Origin of the sequence: Providencia sp. PROV200 (assembly GCF_049901995.1) — a bacterium.
In the GTDB taxonomy this organism is placed as follows: Bacteria; Pseudomonadota; Gammaproteobacteria; order Enterobacterales; family Enterobacteriaceae; genus Providencia; species Providencia rettgeri_E.
In genome coordinates this window covers 2,863,405-2,885,854 of record NZ_CP096307.1, presented here as the reverse complement: position 1 = coordinate 2,885,854, position 22,450 = coordinate 2,863,405, and the positions used below count along the sequence as shown (strand labels likewise).

Annotated in this window: 21 protein-coding genes; 9 read left to right on the top strand and 12 right to left on the bottom strand. The window is 40.4% G+C overall.

Features of this window, described 5'->3' with window-relative positions; translation table 11 throughout:
• Positions 1-4 precede the first annotated feature (4 nt).
• The gene (gene prpC, locus M1E86_RS13335; protein ID WP_213914357.1) at positions 5-1,168 is read right to left on the bottom strand and encodes a bifunctional 2-methylcitrate synthase/citrate synthase; all 1,164 of its coding nucleotides are present in this window, start codon (positions 1,166-1,168) and stop codon (positions 5-7) included.
• A 60-nt stretch (positions 1,169-1,228) separates the two neighbouring features.
• The gene (gene prpB / locus M1E86_RS13330) at positions 1,229-2,116 is read right to left on the bottom strand and encodes a methylisocitrate lyase (protein ID WP_213914356.1); all 888 of its coding nucleotides are present in this window, start codon (positions 2,114-2,116) and stop codon (positions 1,229-1,231) included.
• 242 nt (positions 2,117-2,358) lie between these two features.
• Here prpB and prpR point away from each other — a divergent pair, with 242 nt between their 5' ends.
• Both prpR and M1E86_RS13320 read left to right on the top strand, forming a co-directional pair.
• Positions 2,359-3,945 carry a propionate catabolism operon regulatory protein PrpR gene (gene prpR, locus M1E86_RS13325; RefSeq protein WP_213914355.1) on the top strand — a complete coding sequence of 529 codons (1,587 nt, stop codon included), beginning with the start codon at positions 2,359-2,361 and terminating at the stop codon, positions 3,943-3,945.
• 668 nt (positions 3,946-4,613) lie between these two features.
• Positions 4,614-5,756, top strand: coding sequence for an MFS transporter (locus tag M1E86_RS13320; RefSeq protein ID WP_213914361.1), 1,143 nt, complete (start codon positions 4,614-4,616; stop codon positions 5,754-5,756).
• 70 nt (positions 5,757-5,826) lie between these two features.
• Here M1E86_RS13320 and M1E86_RS13315 read toward each other — a convergent pair whose 3' ends face one another.
• Both M1E86_RS13315 and M1E86_RS13310 read right to left on the bottom strand, forming a co-directional pair.
• A complete protein-coding gene (locus M1E86_RS13315) occupies positions 5,827-6,771 on the bottom strand; it encodes an ATP-grasp fold amidoligase family protein (protein WP_125894058.1) in 945 nt (314 codons plus the stop codon).
• A 371-nt stretch (positions 6,772-7,142) separates the two neighbouring features.
• A complete protein-coding gene (locus M1E86_RS13310) occupies positions 7,143-8,240 on the bottom strand; it encodes a fatty acid desaturase (RefSeq protein WP_213914354.1) in 1,098 nt (365 codons plus the stop codon).
• Positions 8,241-8,789: 549 nt separating this feature from the next.
• Between M1E86_RS13310 and M1E86_RS13305 the strand changes: the two genes are divergently transcribed.
• From M1E86_RS13305 to fghA, 5 genes are all read left to right on the top strand, one after another.
• Entirely contained in the window at positions 8,790-9,116 is a 327-nt protein-coding gene (locus tag M1E86_RS13305; protein ID WP_102137452.1) for a DUF1090 family protein, read from the top strand.
• A 185-nt stretch (positions 9,117-9,301) separates the two neighbouring features.
• A complete protein-coding gene (locus M1E86_RS13300) occupies positions 9,302-10,219 on the top strand; it encodes a bestrophin family protein (protein WP_213914353.1) in 918 nt (305 codons plus the stop codon).
• A 168-nt stretch (positions 10,220-10,387) separates the two neighbouring features.
• Positions 10,388-10,660, top strand: coding sequence for a metal-sensing transcriptional repressor (locus M1E86_RS13295; RefSeq protein ID WP_426099130.1), 273 nt, complete (start codon positions 10,388-10,390; stop codon positions 10,658-10,660).
• A gap of 15 nt (positions 10,661-10,675) precedes the next feature.
• Positions 10,676-11,788 carry an S-(hydroxymethyl)glutathione dehydrogenase/class III alcohol dehydrogenase gene (locus tag M1E86_RS13290; RefSeq protein ID WP_213914352.1) on the top strand — a complete coding sequence of 371 codons (1,113 nt, stop codon included), beginning with the start codon at positions 10,676-10,678 and terminating at the stop codon, positions 11,786-11,788.
• 10 nt (positions 11,789-11,798) lie between these two features.
• Entirely contained in the window at positions 11,799-12,635 is an 837-nt protein-coding gene (fghA, locus tag M1E86_RS13285) for an S-formylglutathione hydrolase (protein WP_213914351.1), read from the top strand.
• A gap of 90 nt (positions 12,636-12,725) precedes the next feature.
• Here the strand turns inward: fghA and M1E86_RS13280 are convergent, their stop codons facing one another.
• From M1E86_RS13280 to hemP, 8 genes are all read right to left on the bottom strand, one after another.
• Positions 12,726-12,944, bottom strand: a complete 219-nt coding sequence (locus tag M1E86_RS13280) for a HEAT repeat domain-containing protein (RefSeq protein ID WP_213914350.1) — start codon at positions 12,942-12,944, stop codon at positions 12,726-12,728.
• Between the two features lie 281 nt (positions 12,945-13,225).
• Positions 13,226-13,438, bottom strand: coding sequence for a HEAT repeat domain-containing protein (locus M1E86_RS13275; RefSeq protein WP_213914349.1), 213 nt, complete (start codon positions 13,436-13,438; stop codon positions 13,226-13,228).
• Positions 13,439-13,740: 302 nt separating this feature from the next.
• A complete protein-coding gene (locus M1E86_RS13270) occupies positions 13,741-14,529 on the bottom strand; it encodes a heme ABC transporter ATP-binding protein (RefSeq protein ID WP_213914348.1) in 789 nt (262 codons plus the stop codon).
• A 2-nt stretch (positions 14,530-14,531) separates the two neighbouring features.
• The gene (locus M1E86_RS13265; protein ID WP_213914347.1) at positions 14,532-15,533 is read right to left on the bottom strand and encodes a FecCD family ABC transporter permease; all 1,002 of its coding nucleotides are present in this window, start codon (positions 15,531-15,533) and stop codon (positions 14,532-14,534) included.
• On the bottom strand, positions 15,530-16,351 hold the full coding sequence (locus tag M1E86_RS13260) for a heme/hemin ABC transporter substrate-binding protein (protein WP_125894042.1): 822 nt from the start codon (positions 16,349-16,351) through the stop codon (positions 15,530-15,532). The genes M1E86_RS13265 and M1E86_RS13260 overlap by 4 nt, the downstream gene beginning before the upstream one ends.
• Positions 16,352-16,366: 15 nt before the next feature.
• Positions 16,367-17,416 carry a hemin-degrading factor gene (locus M1E86_RS13255; RefSeq protein WP_125894040.1) on the bottom strand — a complete coding sequence of 350 codons (1,050 nt, stop codon included), beginning with the start codon at positions 17,414-17,416 and terminating at the stop codon, positions 16,367-16,369.
• 25 nt (positions 17,417-17,441) lie between these two features.
• Positions 17,442-19,454, bottom strand: coding sequence for a TonB-dependent hemoglobin/transferrin/lactoferrin family receptor (locus tag M1E86_RS13250; protein WP_125894038.1), 2,013 nt, complete (start codon positions 19,452-19,454; stop codon positions 17,442-17,444).
• Positions 19,455-19,884: 430 nt separating this feature from the next.
• Positions 19,885-20,058 (bottom strand): hemin uptake protein HemP, encoded by a 174-nt coding sequence (gene hemP / locus M1E86_RS13245; RefSeq protein WP_229597470.1) that lies wholly within the window; start codon positions 20,056-20,058, stop codon positions 19,885-19,887.
• Between the two features lie 209 nt (positions 20,059-20,267).
• Between hemP and M1E86_RS13240 the strand changes: the two genes are divergently transcribed.
• Positions 20,268-20,897, top strand: coding sequence for an NAD(P)H-binding protein (locus M1E86_RS13240; protein WP_213914345.1), 630 nt, complete (start codon positions 20,268-20,270; stop codon positions 20,895-20,897).
• A 184-nt stretch (positions 20,898-21,081) separates the two neighbouring features.
• Positions 21,082-22,407 (top strand): MFS transporter family glucose-6-phosphate receptor UhpC, encoded by a 1,326-nt coding sequence (gene uhpC / locus M1E86_RS13235; RefSeq protein ID WP_426099129.1) that lies wholly within the window; start codon positions 21,082-21,084, stop codon positions 22,405-22,407.
• Positions 22,408-22,450 lie beyond the last annotated feature (43 nt).

Genomic DNA, 22,450 nt, shown 5'->3' with positions numbered 1-22,450 from the left:
CCTTTTAACGCTGTTCTATAGGAATAAATAATTGATTTTCAGGTCCAACATAGTTGGCTGAAGGGCGAATAATTTTATTATCTTGTCGTTGTTCAATAATATGGGCTGACCAACCAGCGGTACGTGCCATAACAAATAGAGGTGTAAACATGGCGGTAGGGATACCCATAAGGTGATAAGCCACAGCAGAAAACCAATCTAAGTTTGGAAACATATTTTTTTCACGTTTCATAACGGATTCAATGCGATCTGCAACGGTATAAAGATGTCGATTTAGATTTTGTTCTGATAACTGTAAGGCGACAGATTTGATTATGGGATGACGGGGATCTGCGAGAGTATAAACTGGGTGGCCAAAGCCAATGATAACCTCACTGTTTTTAACCCGGGCGATAATATCTTGTTCCGCTTCGTCCATTGATGCATAACGTTGCTGAATTTCTAATGAAACTTCATTTGCACCACCGTGTTTTGGGCCACGCAGGGCGGCAATTGCACCTGTCATTGCAGAGTAAAAATCGGTGCCTGTTCCCGCAATAACCCTCGCTGCGAATGTGGATGCGTTAAATTCATGTTCTGCGTATAAAATTGCCGCAATATGCATGAATTTTTCCCATTGAGCAGGGGGCTTTTTGCCGTGTAATAGATGCAAGAAATGCGCGCCAATCGAATCATCATCTGTTTGGGTTTCAATGCGTCGTCCGTGGTGGCTAAAGTGGTACCAATACAACAACATCGAACCCAGTGATGCTAACAAGCGGTCAGCGATATCTCTAGCGCCCGAAAAAGGGTGTGATTCTTTTTCGGGTAATACACATCCCATCATGGATACGCCTGTACGCATGACGTCCATCGGGTGTGCGTTCGCCGGTATTGATTCTAAGGTTTGTTTGACACTTGCGGGTAATCCTCGAAAGGATTGTAATTTTTCTTTGTATGCAGCGAGCTCAGTTGCGGTAGGGAGCTTGTCATGGATGAGCAAATGCGCGATTTCTTCAAATTCACACTGTGTGGCTAAGTCGTGAATGTCAAACCCGCGATAATGCAGGTCATTACCATTACGTCCAACGGTACAAAGCGCTGTGTTTCCAGCTGCTACACCAGACAGTGCAACTGATTTTTTAGGTTTAAATTGAGGTGCTTCAGTACGACTAAGTTGTTCATTCATCATTTATTCCTTGTAGGGGACAGAGGAGATGCAACTTTTAGTAATGATAAGTGCTTAAAATTATGATTTTTTCTGGGAAAAGAGTGCATCCAGCTTTTGTTCATAATCGTAATAATGAATACTTTGATACAGTTCTTCTCGAGTCTGCATGAGTGGTATGACACTTTTTTGCGTGCCTTCTTTACGTAACGTTGTATAAACCTGTTCAGCCGCTCTATTCATGGCTCGAAATGCAGACAGTGGATAAAGCGCAATGGCAATACCCACACTGCGTAATTCATCAAGGGTAAATAAAGGGGTTTGGCCAAATTCGGTTAAATTGGCCAGTACGGGAGCCGAGGTGTTGCTCGTAAACTGTTGATACATAGAAAGTTCAGTGATTGCCTCTGGGAAAAGCATATCTGCACCGGCTTCTATGTAGGCTTGTGCACGTTCGAGCGCGGCATCAAGGCCTTCGACCGCTAATGCATCGGTTCGAGCCATAATGACAAAACTGTCATCAGTTCGTGCATCAACGGCGGCTTTGATGCGGTCGACCATCTCTTGTGTCGACACAATCTCTTTATTAGGGCGATGACCACAGCGTTTTGCGCCTACTTGGTCTTCAATATGTAACCCAGCTGCGCCTGCCTTACAAAATGATTTTACCGTGCGTGCGACATTGAAAGCAGAAGGGCCAAAGCCAATATCCGCGTCAACCATTAGCGGTAAGTCGCATACGTCAGTAATGCGTCGAATATCAATTAAAACATCATCTAACGTTGAGATACCTAAGTCAGGCATGCCTAATGAGCCAGCAGCAACGCCACCGCCAGATAAATAAATAGCTTTATAGCCAGCTTGTTTAGCAAGAAGTGCGTGGTTGGCATTGATGGCTCCAACAAGCTGTAGTGGAGACTCTTGCTTGATAGCTTCGCGAAACTTTTGTCCTGCACTAAATGACGACATAATAGCCTCATGTGGTGTTAATTAATTGTAATGAAATTGGGTAGCCATAGTCACCTAGCAATTGACGTGCCAACCTTGAATTAAATGAAGGGCAATGGAAAATTCTATGAAATCAATCGGGTGGGGGTTTTTTTGTTTGTGATAAGAAAACCAAATTTAAAATAATCGGTTGGTATGTTTCATTGAAACCATATATTGTTAAATGAAACAAATTTGAAACGTATTGAGAAGGTAGGGTGACGATGGAAAAACCCATTATTTGGACGGTTTCAGTGTCCCGATTATTTACATTGTTTCGAGATATCAGCCCTGAATTTAGTGAGCAAGCGGAAATCACGCCACTCAATCTTGGTTTTGAGCAGGCGGTAGAGGCCGTTCGTCAACGATTACAGGATGGGCACTGTGACGCCATTATCAGTGCGGGTTCAAATGGGGCTTATTTAAAAAGCCATGTTTCGGTCCCTGTTATTATTGTGAAAATCAGTGGTTTCGATGTTATGCAAGCATTGGCTAAAGCCCGGGAAATTAGCGATAAAGTCGGGATCATCAATTATAAAAAAACGCTGTCATCATTAGATGAATTTCAGCAGCGCTTTGGTTTACAAATCGAGCAGCGGAGCTACGTCACTGCGGAGGATGCAAGATCTCAGCTTAAAGCACTAAAAGCCATGGGAATTTCTGTTGTCGTGGGGGCTGGGTTAATCATGGATTTGGCGGATGAAATGGGGATGACTGGAGTTTTTGTCTATTCCACAGAAACCATACAGCAAGCATTTTCAGATGCTATCGAATTAAGCCGAATGTCGAGGCGTGAAAACCATTCGCAAGGTAAATACCTTCCGCCTAACCCCGCAAAAGTTCGTTATACCATAAACGACTTGATTGGTTCGTCATTATCGATGGAGCGTGTTAGGCAAACTATTATGTTGTATGCACGCTCTGATGCAACGGTATTGATCCAAGGTGCGAGTGGAACAGGAAAGGAGATGGTGGCGCAAGGGATCCATCACGAATATACCTTATTTAATCAACATAAGCGTAGTAAACAGCAAATGCCTTTTGTCGCTGTTAACTGTGGGGCGATACCTGAAACATTATTAGAAGCCGAATTATTTGGTTATGAAGAAGGTGCTTTTACGGGATCTCGTCGCGGTGGTCGAGCAGGGCTATTTGAATTGGCGAGTGGGGGAACACTGTTTTTAGATGAAATCGGTGAAATGCCTATCGCATTGCAAACAAAATTGTTGCGGGTTCTTGAGGAGCGATCTGTAGTGCGAGTCGGCGGGTATAAACCGCTGCAAGTGAATGTTCGGGTCATTTGTGCAACCCATTGTGATTTAGACCGCTGGGTGAAAGAAGGACGTTTTCGAGCCGATCTATTTTATCGGCTCGGAGTACTGAGAATGCGCGTGCCTGCGCTCAACGAACGCGGTGATGATATTTTAGTATTAGCGGAGCGGCTACTTAAATTAGCTTTTGCAGGCTTGATCTTGCCACTCCCCGCATTTCGCGTGCAACAGTTAATTGCATGTAAACGTTTTTTTCTTGATTATTCATGGCCCGGTAATGTGCGAGAACTCAGAAATTTAATGGAGCGAGTCGCGTTGTATTGCAGTGCTTACCCAGAAAAAACGATCACAACACAAATGCTAACCAGTTTATCCCCAGAAAGGCAGGAAAGTGAATATAAGGACGCTGTAATAAAAGATAAATCTAATGAATCGTTAGAAGAGGTGATGGCTAAATTTAATGGTGACCGTAAAGCCGTGGCTCAGTATCTAGGTATTAGCAGAACGACGCTATGGCGAAGACTTTCTTCCCATTCCTAATCACCTTTTGAGAGGTGCTTGCCTTCCAAAGAAAAAGAGTATGCAAATTAGGTACTCATTGACAATATGAATGTTAAGGTGTCATAAGTCACTAAAGGCAAAGAATAGAGAATGATAGTTATCAGTGTTGGCTTAATTTTATTATTAGAAAATTAATTTCTCTATTTTAAGTAAAAAAGTGAAATAAATTGTTTTAGTAAATTGAGTAAGGCGAATTTGCTTCATCAATCAGCTTATTCAGCAGGAGAAAACAATAAATAATTTTTTTTGTGATTAAGCACTTTTTAGGTGCCTTGTATTTAGTTTAAGTTGTATCTAAAAGTAACAGAGGTAATTTTATCTGTTTGTTTTCTAACCTGTTGTTTTTATATTGATTTTTATCTGTTTTTTGCCGTTTTTGAACGGGGTTAACTTACAAAAAAAACGTGATTTTTCTCACATAAATTATTTTGTTAGTCACCATTAGATTTTCTCATTTTAACTTCATGATTGAACGTTCTATATTGCGCTCAAATTAGTCTTATCTTTGTTTTTTTACTACTGCACTAATCGCCGAAATGTGTTCTTTAATTAGGAACACAATGTTGTCGTATTCTACGATGTAGTTGCAGCGCATATTATTTATTTTGTTAGTTGGAGAGTGGGGCGTGAATCAGTCCACTACTATCATGCGCAAACGCGACAATGCATTCGTTCCTGTTGCAGGGTTAACGATTTTTGCTATTGCATCGGGTTATTTAATGAGTTTAATCCCATTATCGATGGGAAGCTTTGGTATTGATACGCAATATGCGGGCTGGTTAGCGAGTGCGTATTATATTGGTCTATTAATTGGCTCAATGTTAATTGAACCCGTTATTGCCAAAATAGGCCATCGCCTTGCATTTATAGGTTTCTTATTGATGCTTGCCGCGACAGTTATCGTACTGCCATGGGCACCAACCATTGAAGCTTGGTTACCGAATCGCTTAATTGCGGGGGTAGCAGTGGCGGGGATTTTTGTGGTGGTTGAATCTTGGTTATTGATTGGTGACAATCCGAAAGAGCGCGCTAAACGTTTAAGTTTTTATATGACGTCATTGTATGGCGGAACAACCCTTGGCCAGCTTGCTATTGGTGTCATTGGAACTCAGGGTACTTATCCGTTTATGGTGGTATTAGGACTATTATTATTGGCGGTCATGCCACCGTTATTGGTACGTCAAGGCCAGCCAGATAGTGGTTCACATCAAAAACTCTCATTGAAGAAAATTGCTCGTTTAAGTAAACCTGCAATTATTGGTTGTATGGTTTCTGGAATTACCATGGGGACTATCTATGGGTTAATGCCGTTATCATTGAAAAAAGACCAGTTCACCACCGATCAAGTGGGGGTGTTGATGGCTTCAATTATTCTTGGTGGGATGTTAATACAGCCAGTTGTTAGCAAATTATCTATTTTAATGAGTAAAACCTTATTGCTTGCCATGGTTTCATTATTAGGTGTTTTTGCTATGGGAGTTATTTATATTTCGAGTGATTATTTGGTGATGATTGTCGCTTTAGGATTACTCGGCATGTCAACTTTTGCCTTATATCCAGTGGCGATAACGCTAGCGTGTGATGGCTTAGATTCCTCTTACATTGTTGCTGCAACCCAAGTGATGCTGTTTAGTTACAGTATTGGTTCAGCGATGGGACCTATCGCTGCGGGGACGTTTTTAGGCCAATATAATGGGTTAGTGAATTTCTTCTTTATTGTGCTGCTAGTGACTGCAATTTATATGTTAATTGCCAGCTTACGTCGCAAAGCCAGCGTGTTAGCAAATTAATTTTGTCGATAAATAAAACCGGCAAATAAAAGGCTCTGTGAGTAATCTCAGAGCCTTTTTTACGTTCTAATTATTTCTTTTTATTTGCAATTGAAGGTGCCAGTTGTGCTTCAATAGGTAAATGCCTTGTGTTACGGACAATACGTTGTTCCCAAAGCTCTCCCAATTTGAAATCCCATGATAGCGGCGATATTTCAGTTCTACCTGCATTTGGAGCGAAAGTGAGTTCACTGAAATACAACGTATTTTCATCAGACATCAAAAAATCAGCTCGGCAATAATCAAAAGGTGTGACGAGTATTTCTGCTAATCGTAACATTTCTTTGAATAATGGAGGCTCAGGTACAGGTTCCATCATGTTTGGATAACCAAAAGTCACGGGTTGCAATTGCCAGTTGGTATCGTAAATATTAATAAATTCATTGCCAAATTCGTCGGAGTAGTCAATCTCTGCATAGACAGGCTTACCAGAGAAGCAGTGGATCCTGCATGTTTCAGGCACTAACTTTCGGTTTTTATTAGCAAATAAATCAATATATTCTTCGCACATAATTTGTGCGGGAATCGTTTTATAATGGCGTTCACGGGTAATATAGTAAAGATTTTTAGTTAAGTGAAAATCCAATTTGTTTTTAGCTTTTGGCCAATCAAATTGTGCTTTATTGCGACAAATAATGCTACTGCCACTATCATGATTACATTTTAAAACAAAACGCTCTGGCAGTTTATTTATATCGATTTCATCGGTATTTTTATAAGTGGCTATAATAGGAACTAAATATTCATCTCCTATTGTTCGGGAGATATATCCCCTAACCGTAAGTTTATCCGCATATTGTGAATATAATGGATTTTTATCTCGTAGCATTCTAAAGTTTACTTTCTCATTAAAGCTTTTGGGTACTTTAAAATCAGGGCGATAATTGAGTTTTTTAGTAAATTTATTAGAGAGATAGATTTTATCACTCATAATGAGTGAGCGTAATTTTTTTATAAAATACTCTGCTTTTTTCATGCGAGCACCAACCATTCTAAAATTGTAGTGTGTAAATGAAATCTAATTTTTATTTGATTATATTTTTTATAACTTAAATAAAGCTTCAATAAATCTAACGAGCAATTTAATAATTTTTTAATAAATAAATAGTAAACAAAAGATAAATAAAGGTCATTTTGTTAATAATAACCGGTATTTGTCTGAACTTATATCAACAAGTCAATCAATTGTTTTAATTATTCGTCACTAATAATAAGGTTATTGCTTATTTTAAGTGTAACAAAGATAAGGAAGATAGACCTTAAGGGTTTATTTAGATGTTATCTCTAAACCCGTGGGCTCAGAGATAATAATTGAGAAGGTTATTATTTTCAAAATGACTAATATTCTTACTGTAATGGCGGTTGCCCCATTTTTTTTAGAAATCGTATTTGGGCCGCAACGAGTTGTTTGTAATCAATACAGCGGTATGGCATATCATATTGCTGCGCTAGCCTAGCTAAAATTTGAGCTAAAGCAGGGTAGTGACGATGATGCCAGTGAGGAAAAATATGGTGTGTAAGGTGGTAGTTTAATCCTCCTGTTAAGCGCCATAAATAATGAGGGGTAGGTAACCAGTCACAAGCCGTGACAAAATTATGGTGGTACCAGCCATGCTTAATTTGTTTATCTTCAGGCACAGTGAAAAACTGTGTCTCTGCCCAATGTGTACCTAGTAATAGATAAATGACAAAAATGGATGCGACCATTTGGCTCAACAAATAAGTGATAAATATTGTTGTTAAGCTGATCCCATGGTTGTGAGCTACGAATAATGGAATGCCAAGCATCAGTATTAAATGGCATATTTTGCTGCCTAAAAATAGCCCCCAACCCAGCTTACCCTCGAGTACTTTCTGCGCCTTTAAGCGTGTTTTCCCAGTCCTATCGGACCAATCAAATACGAGAGCAATCCATGTGAGTGACAACGATGCAATGAAAGGCCAATAAATATGCTGATATTTCATAAAAGGCCGCCACCGTTGAAATGGCGTTTGGCGGAATATACCATTTTCTTCCGTGTCTAAATCGTAATGTTCGATGTTGGCGTAGTGATGGTGATAATGAACGTGACGTGTACGCCAAAACTCCGGCTCTAAGCCTAAAGGTAATGTGACTAAACGGCCAAATAACCGATTTTTCCAGCCTGATTTAAACAGGGTATTGTGACAGGCATCGTGCTGGCCAATTACATTTAATAGCATGATAAGTAAAACAAATACAAAATAGGACAATATGTAAATTGAGGTAGATGTTGTCATGATTGTTGGAAGATAACTCAGAAGGGCAACAATAAATAAGACCCCGATTACAGTAAGGTCAGCTAGGCTGGCATACACGTGATCTTGTTTAGCTTGCAGATATTCCTGACTTGCTTGTTTTAATGCGATATGAAATTGTTGTTCGTTAGCATTTGAGAACGTGAGTTCGAATTCAGTGTGATGCATGCGACTCTCATTTGATGTTATCTTCTTTTAATCAAAGAGTATATCCATACTAAGTTAATCGTCGCAAAATAAATATGACAGGGGGAGAACGTTTCGACCTATTCTGAATCAGATTTCATCGAAAGTAATAAATTTCGACAATTTAAATAAGTGTTTTTGATGGAAATAAATATAAATGGATAATTTTGTAGAATAATCGATTAAATATGAGTTAATTAAATTGATGTGTTTTTTTGTTAGCAACCCAGTAAATGTACGTATTTTCAACCTACATAAATACCAAAAACGGGCTACATCCTTGTAGAGAAATCCTTTAGCCTTAAGGTATCAAGGAAAAATATGTCTGTCTGTAATAAATCATGTGAAAAAATATCGCCACTTAGTTTTTCAAGTTAACAATAAATTAATGTTACCATTTTTGGTGGTTTTATGCGAATTGCGTGTTATATTTATCTCGCTTAAGTTAAATTAGGAGCTTGCCTATATTAATAATGTATCAAAATGATGAAATAGTCACTGGTAAATTATTTCTTGAATTAGGAATGTAACATGAAAAAAATACTGTTAATAATTTTATCAACACTGATTATTCCAGTATCTGCTCAAGCAAGTTATAAATACTATGGTTGTGATAAAAAAATCTATCAACTAGAGAAACAACTAAAATATGCCAAAATGCATGGAAATCGAAATAGGGTTGCAGGATTAGAGCGTGCGATTTCAAATGTGCAAAATAATTGCTATGACCATTATTCTGGAGCGACAGGCCCAACTAAACTAAATCATCGATATAGTTTTACTGAAACTGATCATTTAGAGCAGCAGATAGAGGCGCTACAAGATGAAATTGAACGCTTAAAAGCTGCTAAAAAGTAATGTAATAGGTAATATTAAAACCCAATATTATTTATAAAATAAACCGTGTTAGATGAATTTAGCGCAATTGCCACTTGTTATAATTATAGTAACTTTCACTTTAATTTTTTGTTTGGCGCTAGCGTATTGAATTAATCAATGAAATAATAAGTTAATGTCGTTTTCTTAACACAATATGTCTTCTTATGGTTATTCGCCCTCATCAACACTGGTTTTTTCGGTTATTCGACTGGCATGGTTCTGTACTGTCAAAAATAACATTTCGGCTTTCTCTAAATATAATGATATCTATCGTGGCCGTACTCAGTTTTCAATGGTACGAACGATTAGGTATACACTTAACGATTGCCCCTTTTAGTTTACTAGGGATTGCTATCGCAATATTCCTAGGTTTTCGTAATAATGCATGTTATAGCCGCTTGATTGAGGCTCGAACGCTTTGGGCTTCGTTATTGATCAACCAAAGAAATATTCTCAGGAATATTAAAGGATTATTACCCAATGATCCCGTAGAACAGAAGGAGTTCGCGAATTTATTGATCGCTTTTGGTTGGAGCCTTAAACATGAATTAAGAAAAACCAGCCCAATCATTGATTTGTATAGGTTGCTGCCCCGAGCTGTTTTTGATGAGGTTATCCAGAGCCCGTTTCCCACTAGCCGAATATTATTGCAGATAGGCCTAAAGGTGGGGGAATTACGTGATAAAAAAGTCATCAGTGATGTACTTTTTCAAGCCATTAATAAAGATATTAATGCGTTATCGGAGGTACTCGGTGGTTGCGAACGTATTTCTAATACACCGATCCCATTCGCTTATACACTCATTTTACAGCGAACAGTCTACTTATTTTGTTCATTACTTCCTTTTGCGTTGGTCGTTGACTTACATTTTATGACGCCATTGGTGTCTGTTTTTATTTCTTATACTTTCTTAGCGTGGGACGCATTAGCGGAAGAACTTGAAGACCCATTTGGGGTTGCTGCAAATGATTTACCGCTTAATGCCATTTGTAATAGTATTGAGCGTAATGCATTGGATATGTTAGATATTCAACCACTTCCCCCTCAGTACCAGCCAGATAAATACTTCAACTTGTTGTAACGTTGATCTATTCCTAATTGGAGACAGTAAAGCTCGATATTGGTGTTTTACTGTTTTACTTTTCCACTGGGTATTATTTTGTCTTTTCGGGTCATAAAAATAAGGAATTCTGTACAGATAATCCGACCAATACTATACTCCCCCTATGTATATTAAAGGGGCTTAAATATGCCACATTCCCCAAAGAAAAAAAAAGCTGTCCTTACACGGGTCAGAAAATTGAAAGGTCAATTACTTGCTTTGGAGTCGGCCTTGGAAGATGAAGTTGAATGTGCGGCCATTTTACAACAAATCGCCGCTATTCGAGGGGCCGTTAACGGTCTGATGGCCGGGGTATTAGAAAGTCATTTACGGGAAGGGCTTCAAGAGTCTGCGACAACACAGTTGCAAAAAGACTCTGTAGACGATGCTATCTCATTAATTCGAACTTATTTGCGGTAAAAAGAAGGAATAACGATGAAATCACGTGCAGCAGTCGCATTTGGTCCCGGTGAGCCATTAAAAATTGTCGAAATTGATGTCATGCCACCAAAGGCTGGGGAAGTGTTAGTTAAAATTAGCCACACTGGGGTTTGCCATACGGATGCTTTTACATTGTCAGGTGATGACCCTGAAGGTTTATTTCCTGTGGTATTGGGGCATGAAGGTGCAGGTGTTGTTGTGGAAGTCGGTGAAGGTGTTACTAGCGTTAGCGTAGGTGATCATGTCATTCCACTTTATACAGCAGAATGTGGAAAATGTGTTTTTTGTGAATCAGGTAAAACAAACTTATGCGTCTCTGTTAGGGAAACACAAGGTAAAGGTGTGATGCCAGATGGAACAACCCGTTTTTCTTATAATGGGCAGCCAGTTTACCATTATATGGGTTGTTCAACATTCAGCGAGTATACGGTGGTTGCTGAAGTTTCTTTGGCGAAAATTAACCCTCAAGCCAACCATGAAGAAGTGTGTTTATTAGGGTGTGGAGTGACGACCGGTATTGGTGCTGTACATAATACGGCGAAAGTACAAGAAGGTGACTCTGTTGCTGTTTTTGGGCTCGGAGGTATTGGTCTTGCGGTTATTCAAGGGGCAAGACAAGCAAAGGCTGGCCGCATTATAGCCATTGATACTAACCCATCTAAGTTTGAATTAGCACGTCAATTTGGTGCGACAGAGTGTTTGGATCCTAACGATTTTGATAAGCCAATTCAGCAAGTACTGATTGAGAAAACCCAGTGGGGAGTTGATCATACTTTTGAATGTATTGGTAATGTTAATGTTATGCGTGCCGCACTTGAAAGTGCACACAGGGGATGGGGCCAATCGATTATCATTGGTGTTGCTGGAGCAGGGCAAGAAATTTCAACTCGACCATTCCAATTAGTAACAGGGCGTTCATGGCGTGGCACCGCATTTGGTGGTGTGAAAGGCCGTAGCCAATTGCCAAAAATGGTTGAAGATGCCATGAAGGGTGACATTGAGCTGTCTCCATTTGTGACGCACACATTGCCATTAGACAGTATTAATGACGCATTTGATTTAATGCATGAAGGTAAATCAATCCGCACCGTTATTCACTATGATTAAGGAGTCTTTGATGGAGAGAATTGAACGCCATGCGTGCTTTGGGGGCTGGCAGGATGTTTATCAACATCAATCCACCGTACTCGGCTGTGAAATGAAGTTTGCCGTCTACCTACCACCACAAGCGAAAACAGCGGCTTGCCCAGTGATTTATTGGTTATCAGGGTTAACCTGTAATGAACAAAACTTTATCACTAAGGCGGGAGCCCAACAATTTGCGGCAGAATATGGCGTGATCCTAATTGCACCAGACACCAGCCCTCGTGGTGCAGAGGTCGCTGATGACGAAGCCTATGATTTAGGGCAAGGTGCTGGTTTTTATGTGAATGCTCAGCAAGCGCCATGGCGCAATCATTACAGGATGTATGATTATATTGTGTCTGAGTTACCCGATTTAGTTGAAACGCATCTGCCTGTAACAGATAAACGCGCTATTTTCGGTCATTCGATGGGAGGGCATGGGGCTTTAATGATTGGCTTACGCAATCCAGGGCGATATTCTAGTTTATCTGCATTTTCTCCGATTGTTGCGCCAACCCAAGTTCCTTGGGGACGAAAAGCCTTTATGGCTTATTTGGGGGAAGAAACGGAGAGTTGGTCCCAATATGATACCGTTGAATTGATTAGAAAATCTGAGGCGATCCCACCTATTTTGGTGGATGTAGGCACTGCGGATCCTTTTTATCAAGAGCAATTAAAACCTGAGTTATTTGCCGGTGTTTGTGACAAAAAGCAATTTGAATATCGATTGAATCTACGTGATGGCTATGATCACAGTTACTACTTTATTAGTAGCTTTATTGGTGAGCATATTGCATTCCATGCACGCTATTTAAACGATAATTGCTAAATAACGATAATTGCTAAATATAGTTAGGTGGGACCAATAACGGGTTTCACCTGACTATCTCTATGATTTTACCATAATAAGACTAAATCGCTATTCGAAGCCCCCGTATGAGAGCTTGCTTATTGCTTTAATGGCACTGATTGCGACATCTTTATTTGGGTCATTACATAATTCAAGCAGCCGATTAATCGTATTATGTTGTTTTGGCCGTATATTACAATCACCTAACGCTGATATGGCAGCTATTTTTACATCATCATTTTTTCTTTTTGTTAAATCAAGTAATGTACTGATGACTTTGTTATCCATTTATTATCCTACTTATGAGTATCACTAAATAAGTTAATTAAAACTCATGTATTTTTGAGATATTAATTTCAATATTGGGAATGCTACGAAAATAAATAATTTATTAATATCAAAAAACACAACTAATCTGAGTTTTGGTTAATATGGGAGTAATTGAAATAACGGATAAATAGGCAGAAATACGACTAGCTATTCATCCGTTAGTGGCTTTAGATATGGTGGGATACAATTAAAATCTTTTGGCTTTAAGAAAAGTATTGAGGAAGGATGTTAATTGTATATTAAAAATGCTCAGAGAGTTTACTCAATGCTTTTATGGCGGACACTGCGACATCTCTATTCGGGTCTTTACAGAGTTCAAGTAAGCGGTTGATTGCATTTCGTTGTTCAACGGTGACTTTATAATCACCTAAAGCAGAAATAGCTGCAATTTTAACATCATCATTTCCTCGATGTGTTAACTCAATTAATGTTTCAATAATGTTATTTTCCATGTAAACCCTTTGAAATACTTACGCGATGCTAAGGTATTCTAAGTGAAGTTACCTGAAATTTATTTTTGAAATATAATGTTTTATTAATACATTATATAAATTCTACGCGTTTGGAGGTTAATAACTGCTTTATTATCTAAAGTGCATTAAAGGAGTAAAGTTGGTGATATGAAAAATTAAAATTATTAAAACTATTGGTTGAATATAAAAATAAATATGAATTGATAATTATTTTGTCAGGCTGAAGTAATAAAGCACTTAACCTTTAAAACGAGTTAGATAAAGTGCTTGTTAAGTTTGAGTTAGTGGCGCAAATAAATGTGAGGTGTATTATTTTCAGGGTGTTGAGTTACACCGAGGTCAGCTTGGTACCAACGCGTTAAGTTTTCAGTTGTTAAAACATCGGTAGGGGAGCCTTGGGCGACCAACTTCCCATCATGAATTAATAACACTTTATCTGCATATAGCGCGGTTAGGTTCAGGTCATGTAATACACAGCAAACGCCTAACGGTCGTTGACGGGTAAGTTGATGTAGTAACCGTAAGCTATGTTGTTGGTGGTATAAATCAAGCGCTGAAGTGGGTTCATCAAGAAACAAACAAGCGGGTTGAGCTGTGGGTTGCCATAATTGCGCTAATACTCGAGCCAATTGAACGCGTTGCTGTTCCCCCCCTGAAAGCTGGCGGTAGTCTCGCTGGCGTAGTGATTGGCAACTGGTTTGTGATAAGGCTTCATCGATGGCGGTGTGTTTATGTTCTGAACCGTAGGGGGTTCTCCCCATCGCAACAACATCTTCAACAGTAAAAGCAAATTGTAAGTGACTATGTTGTTTCATGACGGCACGTTTTCGCGCTAATGCATTATGGTCCCAGTCAAGCATCGCTCGGCCTTCAATAAAGCATGTGCCATGAGTTGGAGTGTTATAGCCTGTTAGCAATTTTAATAGGCTGGATTTTCCCGCGCCATTGGGGCCAATAATCACCACGAATTCCCCTTGCTCAATAGATAAACTCACATTATCTATAAGCGTCTTTTCACTGATTTTATACGATAAATTTTGTGCTTCTAACAAGAACGGTTTTGTTTGCATTTTTAGATCCTCCCTGCAGGCTGTCGCAAAATGAGCCATAAGAAGTAGGGGCCACCAATTAACCCTGTCAGTAAACCAACAGGAATTTCAGCAGGTGCAACCGCAGTCCTCGCGACAGTATCGGCAATCAGTAATAACCCCGCACCGACGATAGCGGAACCAGGAATGAGCCAACGATGATCAGGCCCAAGCGTCATACGAATGAGGTGCGGAACAACGAGGCCGACAAAACCAATAACACCGCTCATAGCAACAGCACAACCGACTAAAATGGCACTGAGGAATAATAAAATAAATTTGGTTCGTTCGACATTAAGCCCGAGGTAATGTGCATCTTCATCCCCTAATTGCAGAATATTGAGTTTATTTCCCTGCATTAAGCAGATAGCACAAATAGGCAGAATAACGGAAGCTGCGATGGTCAATGATGTCCAATCAACATTACCGAGTGTCCCCATCATCCATAAGCTAAATGTTCTGAGTTGTTGGTCATTGCTGATATAGCTAAGAACACCAATGAATGACATGCACAGGGCATTGATAGCGATGCCCGCAAGAAGTAATTTTGCGAGGTTGCCATTTGATGAGCGATTTAAGCTAAAAATAATAAAAGAAACGGCTAGGCTACCGATAAAAGCGGCAGCAACATGGCCATATCCTTGCATCACGGTAGGTAATGAAACCGAGAAAACAATAAATGCAGCAACGGATAGGGCTGCACCGCTGCTGATACCGAGTAAGCTCGGATCGGCGAGGGGATTACGAAATAACCCTTGCATAATGGCACCAGACACCGCCAAAGCAAGGCCGACTAAAATGGCAATTAACACACGAGGAAGGCGGATATTCAGCCATATCTGCCAATCCGAGTCTGTGGCAGATGCCTGCCACAGTGCTTTTAATGAAAAGTTCATTGCGCCTGCATTCGACGCGATGAGAACTAAGCCACCAAGTGCGAACAATAAAACGATAATCACCAAAAATGGGTTTTTAAAGCGACTCATTGGGATTTTTCTAATGCCTCACGTAGTTGTTTCATGACTTCAGGCGTACCTAAACTGAAGGTGAGCATGCCGACATCATCAACAACCAGAAGCGCTTTATTTTTCCCCGCGGGGGTCATTGACATTCCTTGTAATTTCCACACTTTTTCTATTCCGCCTAATGATTTAACCCCTTCTTTGGTGAAAATGATTAAATCGGGTTGGCTTGATAGCAAACCTTCTTGGGATAGAGGACGATAGCTGTCGAAGCTGCTCATGGCATTTTTTGCACCGACTGCGTTAATCACGCTGTCTGCCGCTGTGTGCCGTCCTGCTGCTAAAGGCATAACACCACCGTGGCTCATAATGAACAGGACTTTTTTATCGATAGGAGTTGTATTTACTTGGCTGAGCTGTTGGTTAAATTGATCAACTAATTGCTTTCCTTGCTCTGTTTTACCGACCACGTTAGCGATGGTGGTAATTTTTTCTGGAATGGCTTCTAAACTGGGTTTCCCTGTCACCTTGATAATTTTTACGCCACTTTTTTCGATTTGCGAGAGAGCCATTGAGGGTTTGGCTAACTCACTCGCAAGGACTAAAGTCGGGCGCATTGACAGCACACCTTCTGCGTTAAGCATACGCATATAGCCCACATCAGGGAGCTTGGTGGCTTGCTCTGGGTGAAGGCTGGTGCTGTCACGGGCGACGAGCTGTTCCTGTGCTCCGAGTTCATACACAATTTCCGTCACATCACCCCCTAAGGTGACGATACGTTCTGCTGCATAAGAACCAAAAGAGATAAACAGCGTTGATAAGATTAGAAGCCATTGTTTCATAATAAGTTACCTATTTTAAATGCGGGGTAATGCGGTGACTTGTTGGCGCCATTGCTCTTGCTCTGGAGTCCCTTCCGTACGCTGCCCATACATTTGTGCGATTTGATTTCCTTGGTTATCGAAGACTTCAAGGCTAGTCACATGGCCATCTTGTGTTGGCTTGCGTGTGACCCAGCATTCGGCAATCCCATTTTCAATCATGTGCAAGGTGAAATCAGGATTGAAAATATTTAGCCACTTTAAGTCTGAACCTTCACTTTGATATGGCATGATTTTTTTGATTTCACCAGTAAAAATTTGCACACATCCGCGGTTGCCCACAAAAATCATAATTTCGTTTTGATCTTTGAACGCAGTATTAATCAGCTGATTGAAGGAATCATTAGGCACTTTCCACGCTAAATCATCGCTAACCGCAGCGAAAACTTGCTGACGGCTGAGGTTGTTTTTCTTGAGCAGAACAAAGAATTGGTGAACGTCCGTCATGTTGCGCCACTCTTGCTCTAACTGTTGTTTCAGTTCTTCGCTGACGGGCTGATTAGTAAATGCAGCCGCAGGTTCGTGGGTTAACTCGGCATTGTCTGGCGTAGCGTATTTTTCAATCAGTGCTTGCCATGCCGCCATATCCGTTTCATCGGTGGTGTAAACTTTATGTAGTGCATCACCTTGTTTATCAAAGAATTGGATACTGTGACGTTCACCGTGCTTGCTGTCTTCTGTCAAAGCAAATATAGCGTCCCAATGGCTAAAAAACATCCGTAAATCAAGAGCTCGAGGGTTTAAAATCAAACCGCCATGGGGGCTAAATGTCGCATTGTCATAACGGCCAACTTGCTCATGAACCACATACTCGTTACGGGTAATCGCTTTCACTTTTCCAACAGTGGCTAATTCTGTCAATAAAGTGGGGGCATCGACGTTTAAACGAACCGCTTTGTCGTGGCCAACACGACTATGCAGCAGCTGAGCTTCAGATACATTTAAATAGGCGGCGAGATCGCGAGCGTATTTGGCTTTGTTATCTGTTTTTGCTTGTTGGTAACGCTCGTAAAGTGCTGAATTCACGTTTATCTCCTTAATATTGTGTGAATTACCATTGGAAGCTGACAAGCAGCTTGGCATTACGTCCATCTTGAGGAATGCCTTGTGATGAGTAATATTCTTTATCAAAAGCATTGCCTAATACGACACTGGTTCCTAACCCTTTGAGTTGCCCGTCACCTTGGTAGCTGACGTAGAAGTCATGTACGGCATAGCCCGCTTGTTGTTCTGCTTTAGAAGCTTTATTGAATTCAGTATGGCGCGTAAATTCCCCTAACCAGCCCACGGAAAAACCGCTGTCTGAGATAGGCACGGCCAGATTACTGGTGACAGAGTCAGGTTTAATTGATGTTATTGATTTTCCATTAGATTCATCTTTTCCTTCAGTATGGTTATAAGCCAAACTCCAGTTGAAATAGTCTGTTTTATAATCCATTGAGGCATCCCATCCCCAAATTTTGGCACGTTTAGTATTGATTGATGTGGTGTAGTTATTTTGCAGAACATATCTATCAACATTCACATATGTGTTGATGTAATCTTTCGCTTTGGTATCAAAATAACTGGCTTTAAATTGCAGGTTGTCACGATCCATCAATAGGTCATCGAAACGCAGGCCAAAACCATATTCTGCAGTACGGGTTGATTCAGGTTTCAGGTTAGGATTGGGTCTCCATCTATTGACGATTGGCCCCATTTGGAAGTGGACCTCGTCGTTATACATTTCCATCATAGAAGGGGCTCGGAAGGCTTCTGAATATGACGCAAAAAGCATCGACCACTCTGTTGGTGTAATGCTAACGGCGCCTTTAGATGACCATTTGCCTTTTTTCACATCTTCATTGCCATCTGATGTGGCTTTATAGTGGTCATAACGCGTACCGACAATAAAGGAAACAGGCAAATCTTTTAGGCTAATTTCATCTTGTAAAAAGCCGGATGCAAAGGTGATGTCCGCATCGGGGAATTGGGTGGTGGCAGCATAAGGAGTTTGTTTTTGCTTATAAGCTTCACTGCCGTAAGTTAGGTTATGCGACGCTAGTGGCAAGTCATAAAAGTTAGAGCGGTTATCTGCTTTTATGCCATAGGTTTTTTGTGTTCGGCCTTCATAGGGGGTTCCTTGGCCTTTTGCCGTAATGTTAATATCGGAGTAATAAGGCGTGACTTTAAAATTTAACCAGTCCTGTGAACCTGGCTTAATTTGATAAGTCAGCTGCGCATCACGTTGGCGGGTGGTGCGGTTCACTTTTAGATTGTCACTCCCTGCATTAATTTCTTGCGGGTTTTTAGGCTCATTGGCATCGTTGTTGTAGTAACGCATTTGGCCTGATAATTTTTGTGCTTCATCGATTTGCCATGTTCCTTTCGCCAGCAGGTTACCGATGGTTTCTTTGTTTTTCATGTCATCGCCATTACTCATGCGGACATTACCAGTTTCTTTGGTAACAAAGCTGAATAACCCATCAAGGTTATCACTACGGCCAAATGCAGTGCCGCCGAAACCGAAACTATGATCGCCGGTAGCAGCTTCGGTAAAGACACGGAAACCGTGGTCTTGGCCTTCACGCAACAAGTCTTTGGCATCAACAGTTTCCCAAGCAATCACACCGCCCATAGCACCACTGCCGTAGAGTAGAGCAGAAGGGCCGCGAATGATTTCAACTTGTTTAATCAGCGCGGGGTCGATAAAGGTGCCATTGACGTGGCCTGTATCTGTGCCTTGGCGAATACCATCAACCAAAGTCAAAATGCCGCGTCGATCAAACCCACGCATATAAATATCTTGCCCATTTGCTCGGCTGGTTCCCGTGACGCCAATCCCTGGGACTTTACGTAAAATATCATTGACCGTGCTGGCCGTTTTTGTTTCAGGTGAATTATTTTTGATCACCGTGACCATCATCGGGGTTTCGAAGCTGTCACGTTCGCTCCCTGTCGCATAGACGGTCATCACATCATGATGATTTTTTTTGGGGGTTGGCTCTGGTGTTTGTGCGTGAGCACTTGCTATCACGCCTAAGATGGCGCTGGTCAGGACTGACATTCGCAAAACAGGGGACATAATTGTGATACTCCATATAGTTTTTATCTGTATTAAGCAGAGTGAATTCGTATTAATTGATGACGTTGAGTTGGTCTGGAGGACCTGAATTCGGTATGACACAGGAAAAATTGCATGTAAGCAGCGACTGAACATAGCAAGAGGAGTAAACAAATAATGAAGCTATAAAGCTGAGGTAATAGCAGGCTATTGTTTTATGGTTAGCCGTACTACTTTGGATGTGGCACATTAACGCTACCGCTGTGCGATAGTCAGGTATCGAGTGGCTATCCTTGCTAGTTCGATATTTAGCAGCACAAATGTGAAATACAGACGTCAGTTTAAACTCCATAAGAAACCTTTTCCTATGTTTAGATTAAGCTGGCTGCCTGGATAATTGCTCTAGGTGGCTTGCGAATTAAATTTTGGTACGACTTATTTTGGGTCTGGCTTACTTAGTTAAGATCAACTTACCTGTACGTGTTTGTCTCAATTGATAAAGCTCGCCATTATGTTGAATTGAGACCTTACCAGCAGGGCCCAATAATTGTTGGCTTTCTATCACGTCAGTTTTTACGGTGTGTTTTGCCGTTTCGACGGTATTTTCTGCAACTGGGGCTGTCATATTATTTACCATACTAAGTTTGTTGATAATCGAAATGATATTGAGAATGATTATCTTTAGAATAATTACTAATATCAAGCAATTTTCACAATCAAACAACAAAAGAGCCACAAATAACTAAGTTAGTACGAAAAAACAGCATTAATCTAGTGGATCCTCACTGGCCGGGCTATAATCGAATGTATCCATTCATTGCATGGGTGAATAAAATGAAAATATTACTATTAGGTGCGACAGGCCTTGTGGGCAGCCATGTTTTATCATTGGCACTTGCTGACTCGCGTGTGACTCAGGTGATAGCGCCAACACGATATGCATTAGCAGAACATGAGAAATTACAAGCACCTATTGTAGATTTTAATCATTTACCGGACGACGCTGCATTATGGGAAGTCGATGCTGTGATTTGTGCGCTGGGCTCAACCCTCAAAGCGGCGGGCTCGAAGGCGGCATTTCGCCTAGTAGACTACACCTATCCATTAACCTGTGCACAGCTGGCCAAAAAATGGCATTGCCCAACATTTGTATTGACTTCTGCGTTGGGGTCAAATGCGAAGTCACCATTTTTCTATAGTCGAGTGAAAGGGCAGCTTGAACAAGATTTAATGTCACTGGGGTTTGATTCTTTAACTTTAGTTCGCCCGAATGTGATTAGTGGTGACCGCCAAAAAGTGCGTTTGGGTGAAGTCGTTGTGATCCGTATTATTTCCTGTCTATCATCTATATTGCCCGCGAGCTGCCAAGTTAGCCCCGCAACAAATATTGCGAAAGCATTATTTGAGGCTGCAATAAATCCCACTAAAGGGGTTCATGTTATTTCATCTAAACAGCTTATATAACACTGGGTAGTTCATTTTTCTTTTGAGTGTTATAGGGAATAGATAAAAATATTCATTTTTTGATGAAGGTAACATTCTGTAATAAAACTGTAATAAAAATGTAACAATTAGGTGTTTTCACTTATTGTTACCACTAAATTATTGTCATATTTTTGCCTGCTTGTACTTTTAGCCGGGGTTGAATATGTCAATATTTAAAGAACAACCAGATATACCAGTCACAATGTCGAAGTCTGAAATCGACGCTAAATATAAATACTGGCGATTACACTTAATGATTGTCAGTTATATTGGCTATGCCGTTTTTTATTTCACACGCAAAAGCTTTAATTTTGTTATGCCTGAAATGCTAACTGATTTAGGTATTACAAAGGCCGATATAGGGATGGTTGGAACCGCATTTTACCTGACTTATGGGGCATCTAAATTTCTTTCTGGCATCATTGGTGACCGTTCAAATCCACGTTATTTTATGGGGATTGGCTTGATAGCAACAGGCGTTGTAAACATCCTGTTTGGGCTAACCTCTTCAATCAGTATGTTTATCGTGTTGTGGATGGTAAATGCCTTTTTCCAAGGTTGGGGTTGGCCGCCTTGTGCAAAAATACTTAACACATGGTATTCACGTAATGAACGAGGACTTTGGTGGGCCATTTGGAATACATCACATAATATTGGTGGCGCGATAATTCCCATTTTATCGGGCGGTGTCGCATTAGCCCTTGGCTGGCGCTATGGGATGATCATTCCGGGAATTATTGCCATTGTGATTGGTATTGGATTATGTATTTTATTACGTGATAGGCCTCGGACAATGGGCTTGCCGACGGTTGGTGAATGGCGAAATGACCTTGAAGAATTAAAATATGAAGCCAAAGGGGCGGGTTTACCTTTAGGCAAAATATTGAACGAATATATCTTTAAAAATAAAGTGTTATGGGTTCTTGCTATTTCATATGCGGTGAATTACATCGTCAGAACAGGGATAAATGACTGGGCAAACCTGTATTTAATTGAAGAGCACGGTTTTAATTTATTGTCGGCCAATGCTGTCGTCATGATGTTTGAAATTGGCGGTTTCTTTGGTGCGATTGTTGCAGGATGGGGCTCCGATTTAATCTTTAAAGGAAATCGTGCGCAAATGAATGTCATTTATGCGCTCGGGATTATTATCACGTCATTCTGTTTATGGATTGTTCCTGTTGATAACGAATATGTATTTTCTTTCTTATTCTTTATGACTGGGTTCTTTATTTTTGGTCCTCAATTTTTGATTGCGATGGCAGCCGCTGAAAACTCGCATAAAAATGCTGCAGGTGCTTCAACTGGGTTTGTTAGCTTGTTTGCCTATATTGGTGCATCAATCGCGGGGTATCCATTATCAATCGTTATTGAAAAATACCAATGGAATGGCTTCTACTCCTTGTTATTAACTCTATCAATTTTCTTAATTTTGTTATTAATTATTGCGATGGTCATGACGAAGAAAAAAGTTAGCGTAGAAGGTTAATGCAGACTGGTTTGTTAGCAACAGAGCCCACAAATGTGGGCTT

What these genes read in the sequence shown, in the direction of transcription:
- M1E86_RS13280 (WP_213914350.1), bottom strand. Translation starts at nt 12,944, where the DNA reads ATGGATAACAAAGTCATCAGTACATTACTTGATTTAACAAAAAGAAAA.
- prpC (WP_213914357.1), bottom strand. Translation starts at nt 1,168, where the DNA reads ATGAATGAACAACTTAGTCGTACTGAAGCACCTCAATTTAAACCTAAA.
- fghA (WP_213914351.1), top strand. Translation starts at nt 11,799, where the DNA reads ATGGAGAGAATTGAACGCCATGCGTGCTTTGGGGGCTGGCAGGATGTT.
- M1E86_RS13300 (WP_213914353.1), top strand. Translation starts at nt 9,302, where the DNA reads ATGGTTATTCGCCCTCATCAACACTGGTTTTTTCGGTTATTCGACTGG.
- prpR (WP_213914355.1), top strand. Translation starts at nt 2,359, where the DNA reads ATGGAAAAACCCATTATTTGGACGGTTTCAGTGTCCCGATTATTTACA.
- M1E86_RS13260 (WP_125894042.1), bottom strand. Translation starts at nt 16,351, where the DNA reads ATGAAACAATGGCTTCTAATCTTATCAACGCTGTTTATCTCTTTTGGT.
- M1E86_RS13310 (WP_213914354.1), bottom strand. Translation starts at nt 8,240, where the DNA reads ATGCATCACACTGAATTCGAACTCACGTTCTCAAATGCTAACGAACAA.
- prpB (WP_213914356.1), bottom strand. Translation starts at nt 2,116, where the DNA reads ATGTCGTCATTTAGTGCAGGACAAAAGTTTCGCGAAGCTATCAAGCAA.
- M1E86_RS13250 (WP_125894038.1), bottom strand. Translation starts at nt 19,454, where the DNA reads ATGTCCCCTGTTTTGCGAATGTCAGTCCTGACCAGCGCCATCTTAGGC.
- M1E86_RS13270 (WP_213914348.1), bottom strand. Translation starts at nt 14,529, where the DNA reads ATGCAAACAAAACCGTTCTTGTTAGAAGCACAAAATTTATCGTATAAA.
- M1E86_RS13240 (WP_213914345.1), top strand. Translation starts at nt 20,268, where the DNA reads ATGAAAATATTACTATTAGGTGCGACAGGCCTTGTGGGCAGCCATGTT.
- M1E86_RS13295 (WP_426099130.1), top strand. Translation starts at nt 10,388, where the DNA reads ATGCCACATTCCCCAAAGAAAAAAAAAGCTGTCCTTACACGGGTCAGA.
- M1E86_RS13290 (WP_213914352.1), top strand. Translation starts at nt 10,676, where the DNA reads ATGAAATCACGTGCAGCAGTCGCATTTGGTCCCGGTGAGCCATTAAAA.
- M1E86_RS13265 (WP_213914347.1), bottom strand. Translation starts at nt 15,533, where the DNA reads ATGAGTCGCTTTAAAAACCCATTTTTGGTGATTATCGTTTTATTGTTC.
- M1E86_RS13315 (WP_125894058.1), bottom strand. Translation starts at nt 6,771, where the DNA reads ATGAAAAAAGCAGAGTATTTTATAAAAAAATTACGCTCACTCATTATG.
- M1E86_RS13305 (WP_102137452.1), top strand. Translation starts at nt 8,790, where the DNA reads ATGAAAAAAATACTGTTAATAATTTTATCAACACTGATTATTCCAGTA.
- M1E86_RS13320 (WP_213914361.1), top strand. Translation starts at nt 4,614, where the DNA reads ATGCGCAAACGCGACAATGCATTCGTTCCTGTTGCAGGGTTAACGATT.
- uhpC (WP_426099129.1), top strand. Translation starts at nt 21,082, where the DNA reads ATGTCAATATTTAAAGAACAACCAGATATACCAGTCACAATGTCGAAG.
- M1E86_RS13275 (WP_213914349.1), bottom strand. Translation starts at nt 13,438, where the DNA reads ATGGAAAATAACATTATTGAAACATTAATTGAGTTAACACATCGAGGA.
- hemP (WP_229597470.1), bottom strand. Translation starts at nt 20,058, where the DNA reads ATGACAGCCCCAGTTGCAGAAAATACCGTCGAAACGGCAAAACACACC.